The 17,427-nt window shown below is 74.4% G+C and carries 13 protein-coding genes and 1 riboswitch; of the genes, 6 read left to right on the top strand and 7 right to left on the bottom strand.

The window, feature by feature from the left end; translation table 11 throughout:
* Window positions 1–45 precede the first annotated feature (45 nt).
* Window positions 46–573: a GNAT family N-acetyltransferase gene (locus tag ACZ6EJ_RS02930; RefSeq protein WP_469264075.1), complete on the bottom strand. Its 528-nt coding sequence runs from the start codon at window positions 571–573 to the stop codon at window positions 46–48.
* A 685-nt stretch (window positions 574–1,258) separates the two neighbouring features.
* Here ACZ6EJ_RS02930 and ACZ6EJ_RS02925 point away from each other — a divergent pair.
* Window positions 1,259–1,630 carry a hypothetical protein gene (locus ACZ6EJ_RS02925; RefSeq protein ID WP_469264074.1) on the top strand — a complete coding sequence of 124 codons (372 nt, stop codon included), beginning with the start codon at window positions 1,259–1,261 and terminating at the stop codon, window positions 1,628–1,630.
* Window positions 1,631–1,636: 6 nt separating this feature from the next.
* On the opposite strand, the gene ACZ6EJ_RS02920 is transcribed toward ACZ6EJ_RS02925, so the two are convergent.
* Window positions 1,637–2,779, bottom strand: a complete 1,143-nt coding sequence (locus tag ACZ6EJ_RS02920) for a cobalt-precorrin-5B (C(1))-methyltransferase (RefSeq protein ID WP_469264072.1) — start codon at window positions 2,777–2,779, stop codon at window positions 1,637–1,639.
* Window positions 2,780–2,796: 17 nt separating this feature from the next.
* Here ACZ6EJ_RS02920 and ACZ6EJ_RS02915 point away from each other — a divergent pair, with 17 nt between their 5' ends.
* The gene (locus ACZ6EJ_RS02915; protein WP_469264070.1) at window positions 2,797–3,558 is read left to right on the top strand and encodes a cobalt-precorrin-6A reductase; all 762 of its coding nucleotides are present in this window, start codon (window positions 2,797–2,799) and stop codon (window positions 3,556–3,558) included.
* 9 nt (window positions 3,559–3,567) lie between these two features.
* Here ACZ6EJ_RS02915 and ACZ6EJ_RS02910 read toward each other — a convergent pair whose 3' ends face one another.
* The 3 genes from ACZ6EJ_RS02910 to ACZ6EJ_RS02900 are packed head-to-tail and all read right to left on the bottom strand — an operon-like array spanning window position 3,568 to window position 7,070.
* On the bottom strand, window positions 3,568–5,094 hold the full coding sequence (locus ACZ6EJ_RS02910) for a precorrin-2 C(20)-methyltransferase (protein WP_469264068.1): 1,527 nt from the start codon (window positions 5,092–5,094) through the stop codon (window positions 3,568–3,570).
* A complete protein-coding gene (locus tag ACZ6EJ_RS02905; protein ID WP_469264067.1) occupies window positions 5,094–5,720 on the bottom strand; it encodes a precorrin-8X methylmutase in 627 nt (208 codons plus the stop codon). Before ACZ6EJ_RS02905 ends, ACZ6EJ_RS02910 begins: the two co-directional genes overlap by 1 nt.
* 57 nt (window positions 5,721–5,777) lie before the next feature.
* Window positions 5,778–7,070: a cobalamin biosynthesis protein CobG gene (locus ACZ6EJ_RS02900; protein ID WP_469264066.1), complete on the bottom strand. Its 1,293-nt coding sequence runs from the start codon at window positions 7,068–7,070 to the stop codon at window positions 5,778–5,780.
* Between the two features lie 698 nt (window positions 7,071–7,768).
* On the opposite strand from ACZ6EJ_RS02900, the gene ACZ6EJ_RS02895 reads away from it, so the two are divergent.
* From ACZ6EJ_RS02895 to ACZ6EJ_RS02880, 4 genes are all read left to right on the top strand, one after another.
* Window positions 7,769–8,176 (top strand): hypothetical protein, encoded by a 408-nt coding sequence (locus tag ACZ6EJ_RS02895; protein WP_469264064.1) that lies wholly within the window; start codon window positions 7,769–7,771, stop codon window positions 8,174–8,176.
* Between the two features lie 5 nt (window positions 8,177–8,181).
* Window positions 8,182–9,051, top strand: coding sequence for a hypothetical protein (locus ACZ6EJ_RS02890; protein ID WP_469264063.1), 870 nt, complete (start codon window positions 8,182–8,184; stop codon window positions 9,049–9,051).
* Window positions 9,052–9,329: 278 nt separating this feature from the next.
* Window positions 9,330–9,409: riboswitch (cobalamin riboswitch) on the top strand.
* A gap of 89 nt (window positions 9,410–9,498) precedes the next feature.
* Window positions 9,499–13,104: a cobaltochelatase subunit CobN gene (gene cobN / locus ACZ6EJ_RS02885; RefSeq protein WP_469264061.1), complete on the top strand. Its 3,606-nt coding sequence runs from the start codon at window positions 9,499–9,501 to the stop codon at window positions 13,102–13,104.
* A gap of 78 nt (window positions 13,105–13,182) precedes the next feature.
* Window positions 13,183–14,334 carry a hypothetical protein gene (locus ACZ6EJ_RS02880; RefSeq protein ID WP_469264060.1) on the top strand — a complete coding sequence of 384 codons (1,152 nt, stop codon included), beginning with the start codon at window positions 13,183–13,185 and terminating at the stop codon, window positions 14,332–14,334.
* A 303-nt stretch (window positions 14,335–14,637) separates the two neighbouring features.
* Here ACZ6EJ_RS02880 and ACZ6EJ_RS02875 read toward each other — a convergent pair whose 3' ends face one another.
* Both ACZ6EJ_RS02875 and ACZ6EJ_RS02870 read right to left on the bottom strand, forming a co-directional pair.
* The gene (locus ACZ6EJ_RS02875; RefSeq protein ID WP_469264059.1) at window positions 14,638–16,380 is read right to left on the bottom strand and encodes a lysyl oxidase family protein; all 1,743 of its coding nucleotides are present in this window, start codon (window positions 16,378–16,380) and stop codon (window positions 14,638–14,640) included.
* A gap of 587 nt (window positions 16,381–16,967) precedes the next feature.
* The gene (locus ACZ6EJ_RS02870; protein ID WP_469264057.1) at window positions 16,968–17,147 is read right to left on the bottom strand and encodes a hypothetical protein; all 180 of its coding nucleotides are present in this window, start codon (window positions 17,145–17,147) and stop codon (window positions 16,968–16,970) included.
* Between the last annotated feature and the right edge of the window lie 280 nt (window positions 17,148–17,427).

The following is a 17,427-nucleotide window of genomic DNA, read 5'->3' as shown; positions in this document are numbered from 1 at the left end:
CGTCGATGCGCACCGCCGACAGGGCGAACGCCGCCTGATGCGGCACTAGTCGCCGAGGAGCCGCTCCCACAGCAGTCCGTCCCGCCACGTCCCGTCGAGGAGGATCGAGGAGTGCGCGACGCCGTACGGAGTGAACCCGTTGCGGCGCAGCACCCGCTGCGACGGCAGGTTCTCCAGATGGGTGGAGGCTTCGGCGCGGTGCAGCCCGAGTTCGTCCGCCATCACCCGGAGTGCGTGCCCGACGGCGTTCCCCGCGTGCCCCTGGTTCTGGGCGGTGGTGGCGATCCAGTATCCGATGGTGCCCCGGCGCAGGTACGGCTGCGGCAGGATGCCCCCGACTGTGACCTGCCCGATCACTTGGTCGTCGGCGAGCACCACACCCGGCCAGGCGGTGCCGGCCCGGTACGCGGCCAGCAGGCCGTCGATCCGCTCCGCCTGGCCCTCCGGGGTGAAGAACGCGGCCGGCTGGTCCGGCTCCCAGGGCCTGAAGACCTCGACGTCACGCACCCGATGCGCGGCGATCGCAGCGGCGTCGGCGGGCTCGATCAGACGAATCCTGGCGCTGCCGCCCATGGGTGGCCCCTCGCTGTCGTGCTGACGTGAGGCGGTCAGCTTATGCGAGGCCGCCTGTGGTCCTCTTGCCCGGCGTTCGCCTGCTCGTCGAGCGGCCCTGCACCCGGATTTCCACCAACTCGCCCGCCGCGCGACGTGCTTGCGCGACGGGCGATTCCCGTTCGGAAGGGGGCGGCCGGTCCGCGTTCAGGCGGTGGTCCGTCGGGCGCCCCCGGCTGCGGTACCGTAATCGGGTCATCACGCTCTGTGCGTACGGGTGTACGTACACACGCGGCGGCCCTCGGGGGTGTTAGCAGCACCGGTCCGAGGGCCTTCACCCACGAGTGGTCAGGAGCCACCGGGATGCTCTGGCGTGGTATCGCGCCCGTTCGGCGCTGCACGAAGGCTTCGCACGGCGTCGTGCGCCATCCGCGTCTGTGCAGTGACGCGAAGGTCCTCCTGCTGTACGTCCAGGGGTTGCCGGACGACCGCACCCACCTGGCACTCTCCGAGCACGCACGCCAACTGGGCATCAGGGGGCGGGCGTTCCAGCGGGCCAAGGAGCAGTTGGTCGCTCATGGGTTCGTACACGAACGGCGGGTCGCGGGGGAGCGCGGGCTGTGGGCCACGCGCCAGCTCTTCTCCAACGTCCCGCTGACCGATGCGGAAGCCCTCGCCGTGTGGCGGGAAGCGGGGACGGCCGCCGGTGCGCCTCCGAGTACTCCTGCGGCACCGGCTGGTGCGGAAGATGCCGGAGGCGGTGGTCGAGGCCAGGGGCGTTGAGGACCGGGCGGGCCCGGAGGAGCCCCCGGAGCCCGTCGCTCCCCGGCCCGTCCCGCCCCTGGTCACGTGTGAGGGCCCCGGCCCCGAGCACGTGTTCCGGGCCATGGCCGGGGAGACGGAGTGCCCCGAATGCCGACAGGCCGCCGCCTGGGCGCACTGGGCCGCCCGGCGCGCCGCCGACCTCGGCGTCGACCTCGCCGGGGACGCGGCGGCCGCGACGGACGCCGGGCGGCGGCCGGACGGGTGGCGGGCGCGGCTCGCGGCGGCCGCGTCCGGCGCACCCGGTGCGGGGTAGCGGGTGTCAGGCCCGCCCCACCACCGCCCCCGCGCGGTCGATGCACACCACGTCGACCGCCACCGGCGCTCCCCGCAGCACCGCCACCGCCTCGTCGCGGGCGCGGGCGGCCACCAGGTCGCCCAGGGGGACGTCCGCGGCCTCGCAGAGGCGCAGCGCCTCCAGGCCCGTGTTGGCGGCGGCGACTCGGGCGGCCACCTCCTCGTCCGCGCCGCCCTCGCGGGCCAGGTCCGCGAGGAAGCCCTTGTCGACCTGGGAGCGGGCCGAGTGCAGGTCCAGGTGGCCCGCCGCGAGCTTGGAGAGCTTGGCGAAGCCGCCGCAGATCGTGAGGCGGTCCACCGGATGGCGGCGTACGTACTTCAGCACCGCCCCCGCGAAGTCCCCCATGTCCAGCAGCGCGAGGTCCGGCAGCCCGTACTCCGCGACCACGGTCCGCTCCGAGGTGGAGCCCGTGCAGCCCGCGACGTGCGTCAGCCCGGCCGCCCGCGCCACGTCCACGCCCCGGCGGATGGAGTCGATCCAGGCCGAGCAGGAGTACGGCACGACGACGCCCGTGGTGCCGAGGATGGACAGCCCGCCCAGGATGCCGAGCCGCCCGTTCCACGTGGAGCGGGCGATCTCCTCGCCGTCGTCCACGGAGACGGTGATCTCCACGTCCCCGGTCCCGCCGTGCTCGGCGGCGACCCGCCGCACGTGCTCGCGCATCAGCCGCCGGGGCACCGGGTTGACCGCGGGCTCCCCGACCTCCAGCGGCAGTCCGGGAAGGGTGACCGTACCGACGCCGGGGCCCGCCCGGAACACCACGCCGGACCCCGGCGGCAGGGGGCGTACGGTGACCCGGACCAGGGCCCCGTGCGTCACGTCCGGGTCGTCGCCCGCGTCCTTCACCACCCCGGCGCTCGCCCGCCCGTCCGCCAACTCCTCGACCGCCAGGGCGAACGCGGGCGTCTGGCCGCGGGGCAGCGTGATGCTCACCGGGTCGGGGAAGTCACCGGTCAGCAGAGCCGTGTACGCGGCCGTCGTCGCCGCCGTCGCGCAGGCCCCGGTCGTCCAGCCGGGCCGCAGACCGGTGTGCTTGAGTTGGGCGTCGCGCCCGCCGGAGGCCGTATCGCTCCGGGCGGCGTCCGCGTCCCGCACCTCATCGCTCATGGGAGGAGTCCGTTTCGATGCATGTACTCGTTCTGGGGGGTACGACCGAGGCGCGCCTGCTGGCGGAGGCCCTCGCCGGTGACCGGCGGCTCCGTGTCACCACCTCGCTGGCGGGTCGGGTCACCGCCCCGAGGCTGCCGCCCGGTGACATCCGGATCGGGGGGTTCGGAGGCGCCGACGGGCTCGCCGCCTGGCTGCGCGAGCACGCGGTGGACGCCGTCATCGATGCCACCCACCCCTTCGCCGCGACCATGAGCCGGAACGCGGCTCTGGCCGCCGCGCAGGACCATGTTCCCCTGCTGTCCCTGCGCCGCCCCGGCTGGGTGGCCCAGGACGGCGACCGCTGGCACCCGGCGGCCTCGCTGGAGGAGGCGGCGGCGCTGCTGCCCGTACTCGGGAAGCGGGTCTTCCTGACCACCGGGCGGATGGGTCTCGCGGCCTTCGCGGGGCTGGACGCGCTGTGGTTCCTGGTGCGCTCGGTGGACGCGCCGCAGCCGCCGTTCCCGGCCCGCGCGGAGATCCTGCTCGACCGGGGGCCGTTCACCCTGGACGGCGAACGGGAGCTGATCCGCCGCCACCGCGTCGACGTCCTCGTCACCAAGGACAGCGGCGGGTCCGCCACCGCCCCCAAGCTGACCGCCGCCCGCGAGGCCGGCATCCCCGTCGTGGTGGTACGCCGCCCGCCGGTCCCCGAGGGCGTACCGGTGGCCGGTACGCGGCAGGAGGCGGTGCGCTGGCTGCGGGGACTGTGCGCGGAGGCGGCGGGCGGCGGTGGGTGAGGCGGGGGGTTACGCCGGGGGTTCCGGGTAGCGGCGGGGGGTCCAGACGATCTGGCGGGCCGTGTCGCCGCCCCGGTGGACCCAGCGGGTCTGGGACGAGCCCACGATGAGGAGGGTGCGCATGTCCACCTCGGCCGGGTCGAGATCGGCCAGGCGTACCGTGCGCACGCTCTCCGCCGGGCCGCCCACGTCGCGGGCGAGGACGACCGGGGTGTCCGGGTCGCGGTGTTCCAGGAGCAGGTCGCGGGCCTGGCCGACCTGCCAGGTGCGGGCCTTGGAGCCGGGGTTGTACAGGGCCAGCACCAGGTCCGCCGAGGCCGCCGCGCGCAGGCGTTCCGCGATGACCTCCCACGGCTTGAGCCGGTCGGAGAGGGAGAGCACGGCGTAGTCGTGGCCGAGCGGCGCGCCCGCGCGGGCGGCGGCCGCGTTGGCCGCGGTGACGCCGGGCAGCACCCGTACCGGGACGTCCGCGTAGGCGTCCTCGGAGGCGGCCTCCAGCACCGCCGTCGCCATCGCGAAGACGCCGGGGTCGCCGCCCGAGACCACGGCGACGCGGCGGCCGCGCCGGGCCAGGTCCAGGGCGAACGCGGCGCGTTCGGCCTCGACCTTGTTGTCGGAGCCGTGCCGGGCCTGGCCGGGCCGGACCGGGACCCGGTCCAGGTAGGTGGTGTAGCCGACCAGGTCGTCGGCGGCGGCCAGCGCCCCGCGCGACTCGGGCGTCAGCCACAGCGGTCCCGCCGGCCCCGTGCCCACGACGACGACCTCGCCGCCGTCCGGCCGCGTCGCGGGCCGGGGGGCGTCGACACGGCTCGGCAGGACGGCGACCGCGAAGTACGGGACGGAGTCGGGGTCGACGTCCGCGAGGTCGCCGGTGCGCTCCCCGGCCATCGTCGCCCGCTCCACGTACCGCGCCTCGGCCAGCCGGCCGGACGCCTCGAACGCGCCGCGCACCGCCGGGAACGTCCGCCCCAGCTTCATCACCACCGCCGTGTCCGAGGCGGCGAGTCGGGCGGTCAGCTCCTCCTCGGGCAGGGTGCCGGGCAGGATCGTCAGGACCTCCTCGCCCTCCACGAGCGGCGTCCCGAGCCGGGCGGCGGCCGCGCTGACGGAGGTGACGCCGGGGACGACCTCGGTGGCGTAGCGGTCGGCCAGCCGCTTGTGCATGTGCATGTACGAGCCGTAGAACATCGGGTCGCCCTCGGCGAGGACCGCGACGGTCCGCCCGGCGTCCAGGTGCGCCGCGAGCCGGGCGGCGGCCTTCTCGTAGAACTCCTCCAACGCGCCCCGGTAGCCGCCGGGGTGGTCCGTGGCCTCCGTCGTGACGGGGTAGACCAGGGCCTCCTCGACGTGGTCGGGCCGCAGGTGCGCGGCCGCGATGGACCGGGCGATCGAGCGGCCGTGCCGGGCGCTGTGGTACGCGATCACGTCGGCCTCGCCGATGACCTGGACGGCCCGTACGGTCATCAGGTTCGGGTCGCCGGGGCCGAGCCCGACGCCGTAGAGCCGGCCCGTGCCGACGGCCTCGCCGCCCGTCATCACTCTTCCTCGCTGGCGATGGCGTTGAGCGCGGCGGCGGCTATCGCGCTGCCCCCGCGCCGGCCGCGCACGATCAGGTGCTCCAGCCCCGACGCGTGCTCGGCCAGGGCCTCCTTGGACTCGGCCGCGCCGATGAAGCCGACGGGGACGCCGATGACGGCGGCGGGGCGCGGCGCGCCCTCCTCGACCATCTCCAGCAGCCGGAACAGGGCGGTGGGCGCGTTGCCGACCGCGACGACGGCCCCCTCCATCCGGTCCCGCCACAGCTCCAGGGCGGCCGCGCTGCGGGTGGTCCCCATCTTCGCGGCCAGCTCCGGCACGGAGGGGTCGGACAGGGTGCACACCACGTCGTTGCCGGCGGGCAGCCGCTTGCGGGTGACCCCGCTCGCCACCATCGCCACGTCGCACAGGATGGGCGCGCCCGAACGCAGCGCCGCGCGGGCGTCGGCCACGACGCGGGGCGAGAAGGCGAGATCGCGTACGAGGTCGACCATGCCGCAGGCGTGGATCATCCGGACGGCGACCTGGCTCACGTCGGCGGGCAGCCCGGCCAGATCCGCCTCCGCGCGGATGGTGGCGAAGGACTGGCGGTAGATCGCCGGTCCGTCCTTCTCGTACTGGTGCACAGTGCTGTCGCTTTCTTCTGCCGATACGTCTGCTACTACGGGAGGTCGAGCGGTGGGTCAGGCGCGGGCCGCGGCCACCGCCGCCGCGAGCGCGGCCGGGTCGTCCCCGACCGTGCGCGCGGGCTCGCGCCGCTCCCCCCGCACGTGGGAGATCCGGTGCCCGTCGGGGGTGGCGACCACGTCGATCCACTCCCCGTGCGGGTGACCGCAGCGGCGTTCGCACCCGGACCAGTACACAGGTAGCCGTCCGACCGGTCCGACAGCGGCCCCCGCCTGGGCCCGCACGTCGGCCAGCGACCGGGCGCAGCCGGGCCGCCCGACGCAGGCCCCGACCCCGGCCCAGGGGGAGTCGGGCCCGGTGACGAGACCGGCCTCGCCCAGCTCGCGCAGCGCCCGATCCGCGGCCGGTCCGCCGGGGGCGGGGACGACGACGCCGCGCCACGGGGTGAGCCGCAGTCCGCCGCCGTGGCGCCGGGCGGTCGCGGTGAGCAACCGCCACTGGCGGGGGCGCAGCCGCCCGAGCGGTACGCCGACGGCGAGCGCGCCCGTGTTCCCGTCCGTCCCGGTCACCGGGCCCGGCCGCGGGGCGGCGGCCGTACGCGGGCGGGGCCGGTGGAGCGCCGGGCCCACCGCCCCGGCGCTCCGGGCGGCCCGCGCGGGCAGGGCGGCGCGTACGTCGTCGGGCAGGTCCTTCACGCGCCAGGCGCCCCAGGGGCGGGCGGCGTCGAGGAACGCCTCGGCGGCCAGGAGCGCGGCGCGCGGCCCCTCGTCGGCGGGCACCGGGAACACCGCGTCGCCGCCGCCGACCCGCAGCAGGGCGTCCGGGCCAGCCGCGATCAGGGTCACGTCCGCGCCGAGGGCGTCCACGTCCCCGCGCCCGTCGTCGAGGGCGAAGAGGAAGCGGCCGGAGAGGGCGGCGGCGGGGGCGCTCGCGCACACCAGCCCGTCCAGCGCGGTCAGCCACCGCCCGAGCGCGGGCGACCCGTCGAGCCCGGCGAGCGGCGACGCCACGATGTTGCGGGCCCGTTCGTGCGCGGCGGACGGCAGCAGCCCGGCGTCCGCGAGCAGTCGGGCCGGCTCCGCCCCGCAGTCCGCGTCGAGGCCGCGCAGTTGGACGTTGCCCCTGGAGGTGAGGTGCAGCTCGCCGTCCCCGAAGCGGTCGGCCACCGCCAGCAGCGCGTCCGCCTGTCCGGGGTCCAGCACCCCGCCGGGGATGCGCACCCGCGCCAGCGCCCCGTCGTCCGCCCGGTGCAGCCGCAGCGTGCCCGGACAGGCGTCCCCGCCGGTGCGGGGGGCGGCGGCGCCCGCGGCGCGGGGCGTGGGGGCGGAATCAGGCATGGCGGCGAGCATACCGACCGCCCTCAGCGGCGCGGGTGGCCGTGCGGGGGAGCGGCCGGGGCACGTCCGAAAAGGGCCGCTGGCCGATCGCGGAGCGGGGGCGCGGGAGCGGCGCACCTGCAGTTCTCCGTGAGAGCGCCCGCCGGTGGCTGGTCGCGGGAGCACGCCAAGGCGCCGGAGGAGGCGGGAGTGCGGCCTGCCCCGCACGTTCCGGCGGGTGCCGTCGTGGTGAAAGCGAAGCGGGTTCGTTCCGGGCAGGCCAGTCCCTGACGTCCTTTTCTGACGTCATCCATGCGACTCACCGTGTACCGATGCAGATCATTGTTTTGTGTAAGACGTGTGGTGTTACGGATTCCGTCTTTTTCGGGCGCGTGGTTGAGGCATCTCCATGGAGATCTAAACGGGTGAGGGATCGGGTTCATCTGTCTGGAAGCTGCACGCGATGAACGAGATGCGAATTGGCCGGTAGTTGATTGTTCCTCAGCCTCCATCGTGATTATCTGCGGTGGGTGGTTGTGCGATGTCCCTAAGTCCCACTGACTATCGACTCGAGAGGTGCGGTCATGCATGACTCGCTTCGTAAGATCTCCCTTGCCGTCAGTGTCACAGGCGTGGTGGCACTTGGTGCGCCGCAGACGGCGATGGCAACCCCGGGGGAGCCCGGTCCCACGCCGGCTGTCGTCCCCTCGACTGCCCCTCCAGGCGGTGGGTTGAGCCTGGAGAACTCGGGCTCCCGTATTCCGGTTGAGACGCTGGGGTCCGAGGCGGTGTGCGTCTTTACGACCAATGGCGACCACGTCCATGTCTCGTCGTCCGCCTTCGAAGCGTCGGGGCATGGCTGGTGGATCAACGGTGATTGCGCCACTTCGACGGCTGTCGTCACGGTGCAACTGCAGGAGTACTACAGTGACGGTGGCTGGCGGAACAAGGGAACGGTGGGCAAGTCGACGGTGAGATCCGGCGGCGGCGCCGGTAACCGGGCGACCGGGCGAGGGGGATGCGACAGCCGCGACGCCACGAGTTGGCGCAGCGTCGTCGATGTGGACCTTATCGGCGTCGCCGACGATCCGGGCAAGCTCACCACACCCACGCGCACGATCAACTGCCGACGGAATTGAGCGCCATGCACGACAGCACCATGTACGCGGCCCTGTTCGGCGAGCTGACCCCGCATCCGTGGCGCGACCCGGCCGCCGGCTCCTCCGACGCCTACAGCCTGTTCGTCGCGCGGGCGTCCGCGATGGGATGGCTCGCCTCCGAGAGGGAGGACGGGTCCAGCGGGCTCTGGGGCATGAACGACGCCGGGCAGGGCCCAGGCTCACACTCCGGAGCGCCGTCGCGCATCGCCTGGTTCCAGGTGTCGTCGGCCGAGCGGGTCGCCGGCGTCGGGCGGCCGTTGCCGGTGCAGGCGTTCCTCGCCTGCGCGGGTGACACCGTGGCGCGCATCGGCACTCCGCGCCTGCGGGCGGTCCAGGCGCTGCTGCCTGTGCAATGCCTCGACGGGGCTTCGCGGGTGGACGCCGTGATGGCCCTGCTCCAGGACGCCGGCTGGTTCGCCGACGGTGACCCGCGTCGAAGGACGCAGGTGCGGGTCACGTTGGACAGCGGGCAGGTCCCGTCCATCCCGTCAGCGGCGGCGGACATCGCCGAGCGGACGAGGGAACTCGACCAGGACGTCTTCTCGTGCCACTCGATCTCCTCGGCGGCCGAGGCGGCCCCCGAGCTGGAACCCGCCATCACCGACGAGCTGTGGGCGGGGCCCGCGCACCACCGGGCCACCTTGCACGGCACCCTCGCCGAGTGGTCGTCGGCCGCGGTCGGATGGCTGGCCGCCTTCCTCGCCGAGGCGAGTCATCGGAACGGTGTCACCACCCCGTTGCTGCTCACGGTCCGGCGATCCGACCGGCCGGACGCGGACGCCCATCAGGAAGCGTCCGAGCGGTCCGGCACGGGGCGCGAGGGCGGTGAGCGGAGCGACCCCCGGGCGCCCTGAGCGCCCCCGCCGGGGCGGTCCCGAGGTCACACTGTCGGCGCGGTGGTAGAGCCGCCCCGGCGATCCCCGCCCCGGCGATCCCCGCCCCGGCGATCCCCGCCCCGGCGATCCCCGCCCCGGCGATCCCCGCCCCGGCGATCCCCGCCCTCGCGCCCCGGTGACCCGGCGACCCCCGCGTGATCACCGCCGCACCCACGCCCCCTGCCCCCGCCGAGGGCCCGGCGCTTAGGATGCAGGCGGTGGTCCGTTCAGGCCGCCATCGCCAGACGGCGACAGGGGAGGAAGCCCGGTGAGATTCCGGCGCGGTCCCGCCACTGTGAGCCCGGCCGCCAGCACCGGCCGGGCGAGTCAGGAACTCCCTTCCCCGCGCGCCCGGCTCCGGCCGGGCGGGGAAACCCCTCCGACACCGCCCGGGGCGTGGACACCCCGAGGAAGGCCTGACGCAGCATGATCCTGCTCCTGTCGACGTCCGACACCGACCTCCTGAGCGCCCGCGCCTGCGAGGGACCCGTCAGCTACCGGTACGCCAACCCCTCCCGCCTCTCCCTCGACGGCCTCCCGGAGCTGCTGGACGGCGTCGACCTCGTCGTCGTCCGCCTCCTCGGCGGCGTACGGGCGTGGCAGGAAGGGCTCGACCAGGTCCTGGCGACGGGCCGCCCGGTCGTCGTGCTCACCGGCGAGCAGGCCCCGGACGCCCAGTTGATGGCCGCGTCCACCGTGCCGATCGGGATCGCGGCCGAGGCGCACGCCTACCTCGCGCACGGCGGTCCCGCCAACCTGGAGCAGTTGGCCCGCTTCCTCTCCGACACCGTGCTGCTGACCGGCCACGGCTTCGAGCCGCCCGCCGCCGCGCCCGCGTGGGGCCCGCTGGAGCGCGCCGCCCGCGAGCTGCCCGAGGGCGCGCCGACCGTCGCCGTCCTCTACTACCGCGCCCACCACATGAGCGGCAACACCGCGTTCGTCGACGCGCTGTGCACCGCCGTGGAGGACGCGGGCGGCCGGCCGCTCCCGCTGTACGTGGCGTCCCTGCGCGCCCCCGACGCCGCGCTGATCGACGCGCTGCGCGCCGCCGACGCCATCGTGACCACCGTCCTCGCGGCGGGCGGCACCCGGCCCGCCGAGGCGTCGGCCGGCGGCGACGACGAGTCGTGGGACGCGGGCGCGCTGACCGGGCTGGACGTCCCGGTCCTCCAGGCGCTCTGCCTGACCAGCCCGCGCGCCGCGTGGGAGGAGAACGACGAGGGCGTCTCCCCGCTGGACGCGGCGACCCAGATCGCGGTGCCGGAGTTCGACGGGCGGCTCATCACGGTGCCGTTCTCGTTCAAGGAGATCGACGAGGACGGCCTGCCCGCGTACGTCGCCGACCCCGAGCGCGCCGCGCGGGTCGCCGGGATCGCCGTACGCCACGCGAGGCTGCGGACCATCCCGAACGCCGAGAAGCGGATCGCGCTCGTGCTGTCCGCGTACCCGACCAAGCACTCCCGCATCGGGAACGCGGTCGGCCTCGACACCCCGGCCAGCGCGGTGGCCCTGCTGCGCCGACTGCGCGCCGAGGGGTACGACTTCGGGCCCGAGGAGGACATCCCCGGGCTGGTCTCCGGCGACGGCGACGAGCTGATCTACGCGCTGATCGAGGCGGGCGGCCATGACCAGGAGTGGCTGACCGAGGAGCAGTTGGCCCGCAACCCGGTCCGCATCCCGGCCGCCGACTACCGCCGCTGGTTCGCCACGCTCCCCGAGGAGCTGCGCCTGTCGGTGGAGCGGCACTGGGGCCCGGCGCCGGGCGAGATGTTCGTGGACCGGTCCGCGAACCCGGAGGGCGACATCGTCCTCGCGGCCCTGCGGCGCGGGAATCTCCTCCTGCTCATCCAGCCGCCGCGCGGCTTCGGCGAGAACCCGATCGCGATCTACCACGACCCCGACCTGCCGCCCTCGCACCACTACCTGGCGGCCTACCGCTGGATCGCCGCGTCCGCCGACGACAACGGTTTCGGCGCGGACGCCATGATCCACCTGGGCAAGCACGGCAACCTGGAGTGGCTGCCGGGCAAGAACGCGGGGCTCTCCGCCGCCTGCGGCCCCGACGCGGCCCTCGGCGACCTGCCGCTCGTCTACCCGTTCCTGGTGAACGACCCCGGTGAGGGCACGCAGGCCAAGCGCCGCGTCCACGCCACGCTGATCGACCACCTGGTGCCGCCGATGGCCCGCGCCGACAGCTACGGCGACATCGCCCGGCTGGAGCAACTCCTCGACGAGCACGCGCAGATCGCCGCCATGGACCCGGCGAAGCTGCCCGCGGTCCGGGCGCAGATCTGGACGCTGATCCAGGCCGCGAAGCTCGACCACGACCTCGGGGTGGAGGACCGCCCGGAGGACGAGGGCTTCGACGACTTCATCATGCATCTCGACGGCTGGCTCTGCGAGATCAAGGACGTCCAGATCCGCGACGGCCTCCACGTGCTGGGCAACGCCCCGGCCGGGAACGACCGGGTCAACCTGGTGCTGGCGGTGCTGCGCGCCCGCCAGATCTGGGGCGGCACGACGTCCCTGCCGGGTCTGCGCGAGGCCCTGGGCCTCGACGAGTCGGCGGCGACCCGCACCGACGCGGACGCGGTCGAGGAGCAGGCGCGCGGACTCGTCCAGGCGATGGACGACGCGGAGTGGGACCCGGCCGCCGTCGCCCGTGTCGCCGCCGGGCTGCCGGAGGCGGTGGCCGACATCCTCGCCTTCGCGGCCACCGAGGTCGTGCCGCGCATGGCCCGCACGACCGACGAACTGACGCACACGGTCCACGCGTTGAACGGCGGCTTCGTCCCGGCGGGCCCGTCCGGGTCGCCGCTGCGCGGACTGGTCAACGTGCTGCCGACCGGCCGCAACTTCTACTCCGTCGACCCCAAGGCCGTCCCCTCCAAGCTCGCCTGGGAGACCGGCCAGGCGCTCGCCGACTCGCTGCTGACCCGCTACCGCACCGACAACGGCGACTGGCCCACCTCGGTCGGCCTCTCCCTGTGGGGCACCAGCGCGATGCGCACGGCGGGCGACGACATCGCGGAGGCGTTCGCGCTGCTCGGCATCCGCCCGGTCTGGGACGACGCCTCGCGCCGCGTCACCGGCCTGGAGGCCATCCCGTACGAGGAGTTGGGCCGCCCCCGGATCGACGTCACGCTCCGCATCTCCGGCTTCTTCCGCGACGCGTTCCCGCACACGGTCGGGCTGCTCGACGACGCGGTGCGGCTGGCCGCCTCGCTGGACGAGCCCGCCGAGCAGAACTACGTACGGGCGCACACCCAGGCCGACCTGGCCGAGCACGGCGACGAACGCCGGGCCACCACCCGCATCTTCGGCTCCCGCCCCGGCACCTACGGCGCGGGCCTCCTCCAGCTCATCGACTCCCGCGACTGGCGCACCGACGCCGACCTCGCGGAGGTCTACTCGGTGTGGGGCGGTTACGCCTACGGGCGCGAGCTGAACGGCCGCCCGGCCCGCGCGGAGATGGAGAGCGCCTACAAGCGCATCGAGGTCGCCGCGAAGAACACCGACACCCGCGAGCACGACATCGCGGACTCCGACGACTACTTCCAGTACCACGGCGGCATGGTGGCCACCGTGCGCGCGCTCAAGGGCCGGGCCCCGGAGGCGTACATCGGGGACTCCACCCGGCCCGAGACGGTCCGCACCCGCACCCTCGTCGAGGAGACGTCCCGCGTCTTCCGCGCCCGCGTCGTCAACCCGAAGTGGATCGGGGCGATGCGCCGCCACGGCTACAAGGGCGCGTTCGAGCTGGCGGCCACGGTGGACTACCTCTTCGGGTACGACGCCACGACCGGCGTCGTCGCCGACTGGATGTACGACAAGCTCACCGAGGCGTACGTGCTGGACCCGGAGAACCGCCAGTTCCTCCAGGAGGCCAACCCCTGGGCGCTGCACGGCATCGCCGAACGCCTGCTGGAGGCCGAGTCGCGCGGCATGTGGGCCAAGCCGGACCCGGCGGTCCTGGACGCGCTGCGCCAGGTCTACCTGGAGACGGAGGGCAACCTGGAGGGCGAGGGCTGAGGGGACCGCCCGGCCCGCCCGTACCGATCTGCGCCCGGCCCCTTCCCCGACGCGCCCCCGCCCGGCACCATCACGGCCATGGGGACGACGGGGCAGGGGCACGGGAACGGCAACGGCGCCGAGGCCGACAGACCGTCGGCGGCGGGCCGTTCGGCTGCGGCGACGGTGGCGGCCGCTCTGCGCCTCGTGGGCTCGGCGACGCTGATCGGGGCGGCGCTCGCCGCCCTGGTGGTCGGGGTGATCCTGGAGGAGCCGCCCGTCTTCCTCGCCGGGGGCGGTGCGCTGCTGCTCCTGGTCGCGGCCGCCGCCCTCGTCGAGCGGCTGCGGTCGGCGCGTCGGCGGCCGCCGCCGGCCACCCGGACCGCCCTCGCCCGGATCGAGGACCTGCGGGCGACGAGCGGTGAATCGGCCGACGTCCCGGTCACGTTCCGGCTGACCGTCGCCCCGGACGACCGCCCGGCGTACCGGGTGAGGATCGACGACTGCATCAACCTGGTCGACCTCCCCGCCTACCGGCCGCGCGGCACCGCCGTCGTGGAGTACCGCCCGGACGAGCCCTGGAACGTGCGGATCGTCACCCGCCCGAGCCCGGAGTGGAGCCGCCGGGCCGAGCGGGCCGAGATCGACCCGGCCCCGGAGTCCGCGCTCGTGAAGGACCCGGACCCCGGCGAGGGCTCCTGGTGCGTGCTGACGCTGGCCGCCGTCCTGGCGGGTGCGGCGCTGGTCGTCCTCCTCTTCCGCGTCGAGCTGTTCGCCCAGGACGGGGTAGCCCCGGACAAGAGGCCGTCCGCCTCCGCCTCCACCGGATCCTCCCGCACGTTCTCGACGTCCACCACGGTCACGGGGCCCTCGTCCTCGCTCCTCGGTCTCGGCCGGATGCGGCTGACCGCGCTGGAGCTGGAGGCCCGCGTGGGCACCGCCGACGTCACCGTGCTCACCATCGAGGACCACCGCATGGCGGTCCGCGGCGACACGACCCGCCCGGCCTCCGGGACGATCCACCTCCAGACCCTCGCGTACGAACTCTTCCCCGCCCTCGTCGAGGAGGCCCGGACCACCCTGGGCGTCCGCTCCCCCCGGAGCTGGCGCATCGACGTCACCCCCGGCGCCGCACCCGGCGGGGGCCCCCGCGTCCGCGTCACGGTCACCGGCCGCGAGGGCGCCGCCCACCTGGACGCGGACGCGACGGCCCGGATCGTGGACCGGCGGCCGGTGGGGAAGGCGGGCTGAACGGGTCGGGGGCGACGGCGGGGGGCGGCCGGGGGCGGCCCGTCGCCGGGGGCCGACCGGGCCGCTCCGGTCCCGGTGGCGGTCCGTGGGCACCGCGCTGACCGGTGGGGGCAGCGGCCGGGAGGGGCGGGGCGCACGGGCGGTGGCGCACGGTCACGGGCGGGCGGCCTGTTCGGCGGGGACTCGGGTTCGGCCCCCGGCGGGTGGGCCGGCCCCCCCCGGCGGGTGGGCCGGCCGCCGGAACGCGACCGGCTCCGGGACTGGACGTCCCGGAGCCGGCGGTGTTCTACGAAGGAGCGGTGATCAGTTGGCGTCCACCAGCTCGTGCGCGGGGACCGTCACCGTGCGGGCGCCCTTCGTGCCGCCGAGGACGACCTTGCGCAGCGCGCTGTTGTTGGTGGTGCTGGTCTCCTTGAGGCGGTTCTCCGGGTTGGCGAGGACCTGGATGTAGTAGGTGCCGTTGGGCAGGTCCGTGATGTCGAACGACTGGCCCGGCAGGTCCTGGGTGTAGGTGTCACCGGACCCGACGTCGAGCACCTCGCGGACGGAGATCGAGTTCTCCTGGCCGCAGGCGGTGGAGAGGTCGGTGTTGCCGGGGTGCCAGTTGGCGTTCTTCACCGTGTAGTCGACGGCGTCGGTGTTGGCCAGGCAGAAGGCCTCCTTGCCGCTGCGGACGGTCTCCTTCTTGTCGGCCTTCAGCAGCCGGTAGCTGGCGAAGTCCGTGAAGTGCCAGTGCTCGTGGCCGGGGCGCGGGTCCCACTCCATGGTGCCGGTCGGGGTGTAGCCGACCTGGTTGCCCTTGGCGTCGTAGAAGTACTGGTAGGCGTCCATCAGCTCCTTGCCGGGCGTGCGGAAGCCGTCGACGACGAGCTTGGCCGGGCCCGCGTTCCACACGTTGGCGCTGAACGCGAGGTAGTCCTTGCCGGGCACCTCCTCGTAGCCGTCGCTGACGGTGATGCCGTACGCGGGCAGCGAGCGCAGGTCGGGCTTGGGCACGTCCGGCACGACCGCCTTGCCGGTGGGCCGGTAGGCGTTCGGCCGTACGCCGGGGGCCTGGCGCGAGCCGTCGGTCTGCCCGGAGCGGTCGCCGATCCGGGCCGCGGAGAACGCCTGCTTGCCGGCGCTCTCCTTCTTGAGCGCCCAGGGCAGCGCGGGCGGCGCCGCCGGGTAGGGGCCGTGTCCGGCGTTGTACGTGGGACCGGCGCCGTTCGTCGCGGTGGCCGGGGCCTCGGACCGGGCGGTCATGCCGTGCCCGGCGTGGCCGCCGTGCCCGGAGGCAGCGGCGCCGTGGCCGGCGTGCGCGCTCCTGGCGGAAGCGGCGACGCCTTCGCCCCCTTCCCAACTGCGCTCGCGCACGGTGACCTTGACGGTCTGCGTCGTGTCGGCGATGCCGAAGAGGTCGCGGTACTTCTTGTTCACGCCGATCTTGGCGGTGTAGCTCCCGACGGGGAGCTGGACCGGCTTGGAGTAGTACCCGGCGTAGGTGTTGGACGCCCAGCCGTTCTCGACGCCCCACACGGAGCCGAGGGTGAAGGGGTTCACCGGGCAGCTCTGCGGATACTTCGAGTTGGCGGGCGCGTCCGGCCGGACCCGCCCGGAGGCGTTGTTCGGGCAGAACGGCTCGGACTTGGTCAGCACCGTCTTGCCGGCCGCGTCGGTGAGGGTGATCTTCGCGAAGTCCGGAAGCCCGGAGAAGTCCTTGACGAGCCCCGCGGGAAGCGGCTTCGCCACGGTCTTGCCGCCGTCCCGGAGGATCTGGGAGGCGATGACCGGGTCCTTGTAGGACTTACGGGTCACCTTCAGCTCGAAGGCCCCGTTCTCGGAGGTGAGGTACGTGCCGAGGTCCAGGTAGACGCCGGGGTCCTCCTTCCACGAGTCGAGCGTCACGGTGGCGGAGGCGGCGATCAGGCTGAGCTTCGGCGTGGCCTCGGCCGTCTTGGCGTCGGGCGCGGCGGCGACGACGCCGGCCGTCACGGCGATGGCCGAGGCGACGGCGATGGCGGGCCGGGTCAGGCGTTTGGTGGAGACCTGCTGGGGTCGGGTCATCGTTCCTCGTACTTCCGGTTTCCGAGTGCGTGATGGTGCGTGGAACGTCCAGCCCGCCCGAACTCCCCTGTGGCCGCGCTGTGTCCGCCCTGTGAGAGGCGGAGGGGGACGCCGGAGGTTGTCTGCCTCGCCCGGATGCCCCGTGGTTGTCCGAAAACAACCCGCTGCGCGCCGGGGCCGGTTGGGGGGAAAATCCGCATGGGTCCGGGCGAGTGGGGCGGCGAGGGGTGTGCGGGGGCGGGGGTGGGGTGGCTTGATTCGTATGGATGCCCACGCGAGAGAGCTTCGGTGCGCGGTAGTCGCAGTCGGCCACAATGGCGGTACCGACGAGCCCGGTTGGAAGTGCTCGACCCGTTGGGATCGAGGTCGCGCACCCGTGAGTTCCGACTCCCCTCCGCAGGCGGATCCGATGAGCGCCCTCGCGGACGGGGGAAGGCGCCCCATGACCCAGACGATCGGTGCTCCGACCGTTCCCGCCCGGACGGACGACGGATCCGGCAGCCCCGGCCCACCGCGGGCCGGGGCTGCCGACTGATCGGGCGGGCAGGCGGCGGTCCTGCCAGAGGAGCCTGTGCCCCCTGCGGCGGTCAGCGAGTGACGGCCACGAGCACAGCCATCAGCGCCACCATCGTCGCGACACCGCTCACCGCCGTTTGCACCGGTGCCGTCAGCGTGGGACGCGACAGCACCAGTGCGCCGAGCGCGGCGGCCAGGAGCAGTGTCAGGACGGTGACCACGACGACGAGCACGAGCGGGATCAGGGTCATGGGGAGACATCCTTCGATGAGTGGTGCGACCCCACGTACGGAGCTGGACGCATGGCCCTGCCCCTTCCGTGGACTGTGGGGGTCCCCGACAGCACGGTGAGAATGAGGGAGGCGGGGGTTAGCGCCGCAACCCCTGCCTGACCTGCGGCTTCTCTGTTCGGTAGACCATGAACCCCTAGGGGGCGTCCGACCCTGGGCGGCGCCCGCCCACCCTCACCTCCGGAGCCTCTGCGCGGAGGTCGGCCGTACTCCAGCCGCTGCCGGTGGTCGATCGACGTCG

This window comes from Streptomyces sp. NPDC041970, assembly GCF_055588985.1.
The sequence above is the reverse complement of the archived record's forward strand: the minus strand, read 5'-3'. Positions and strand labels throughout refer to the sequence as shown.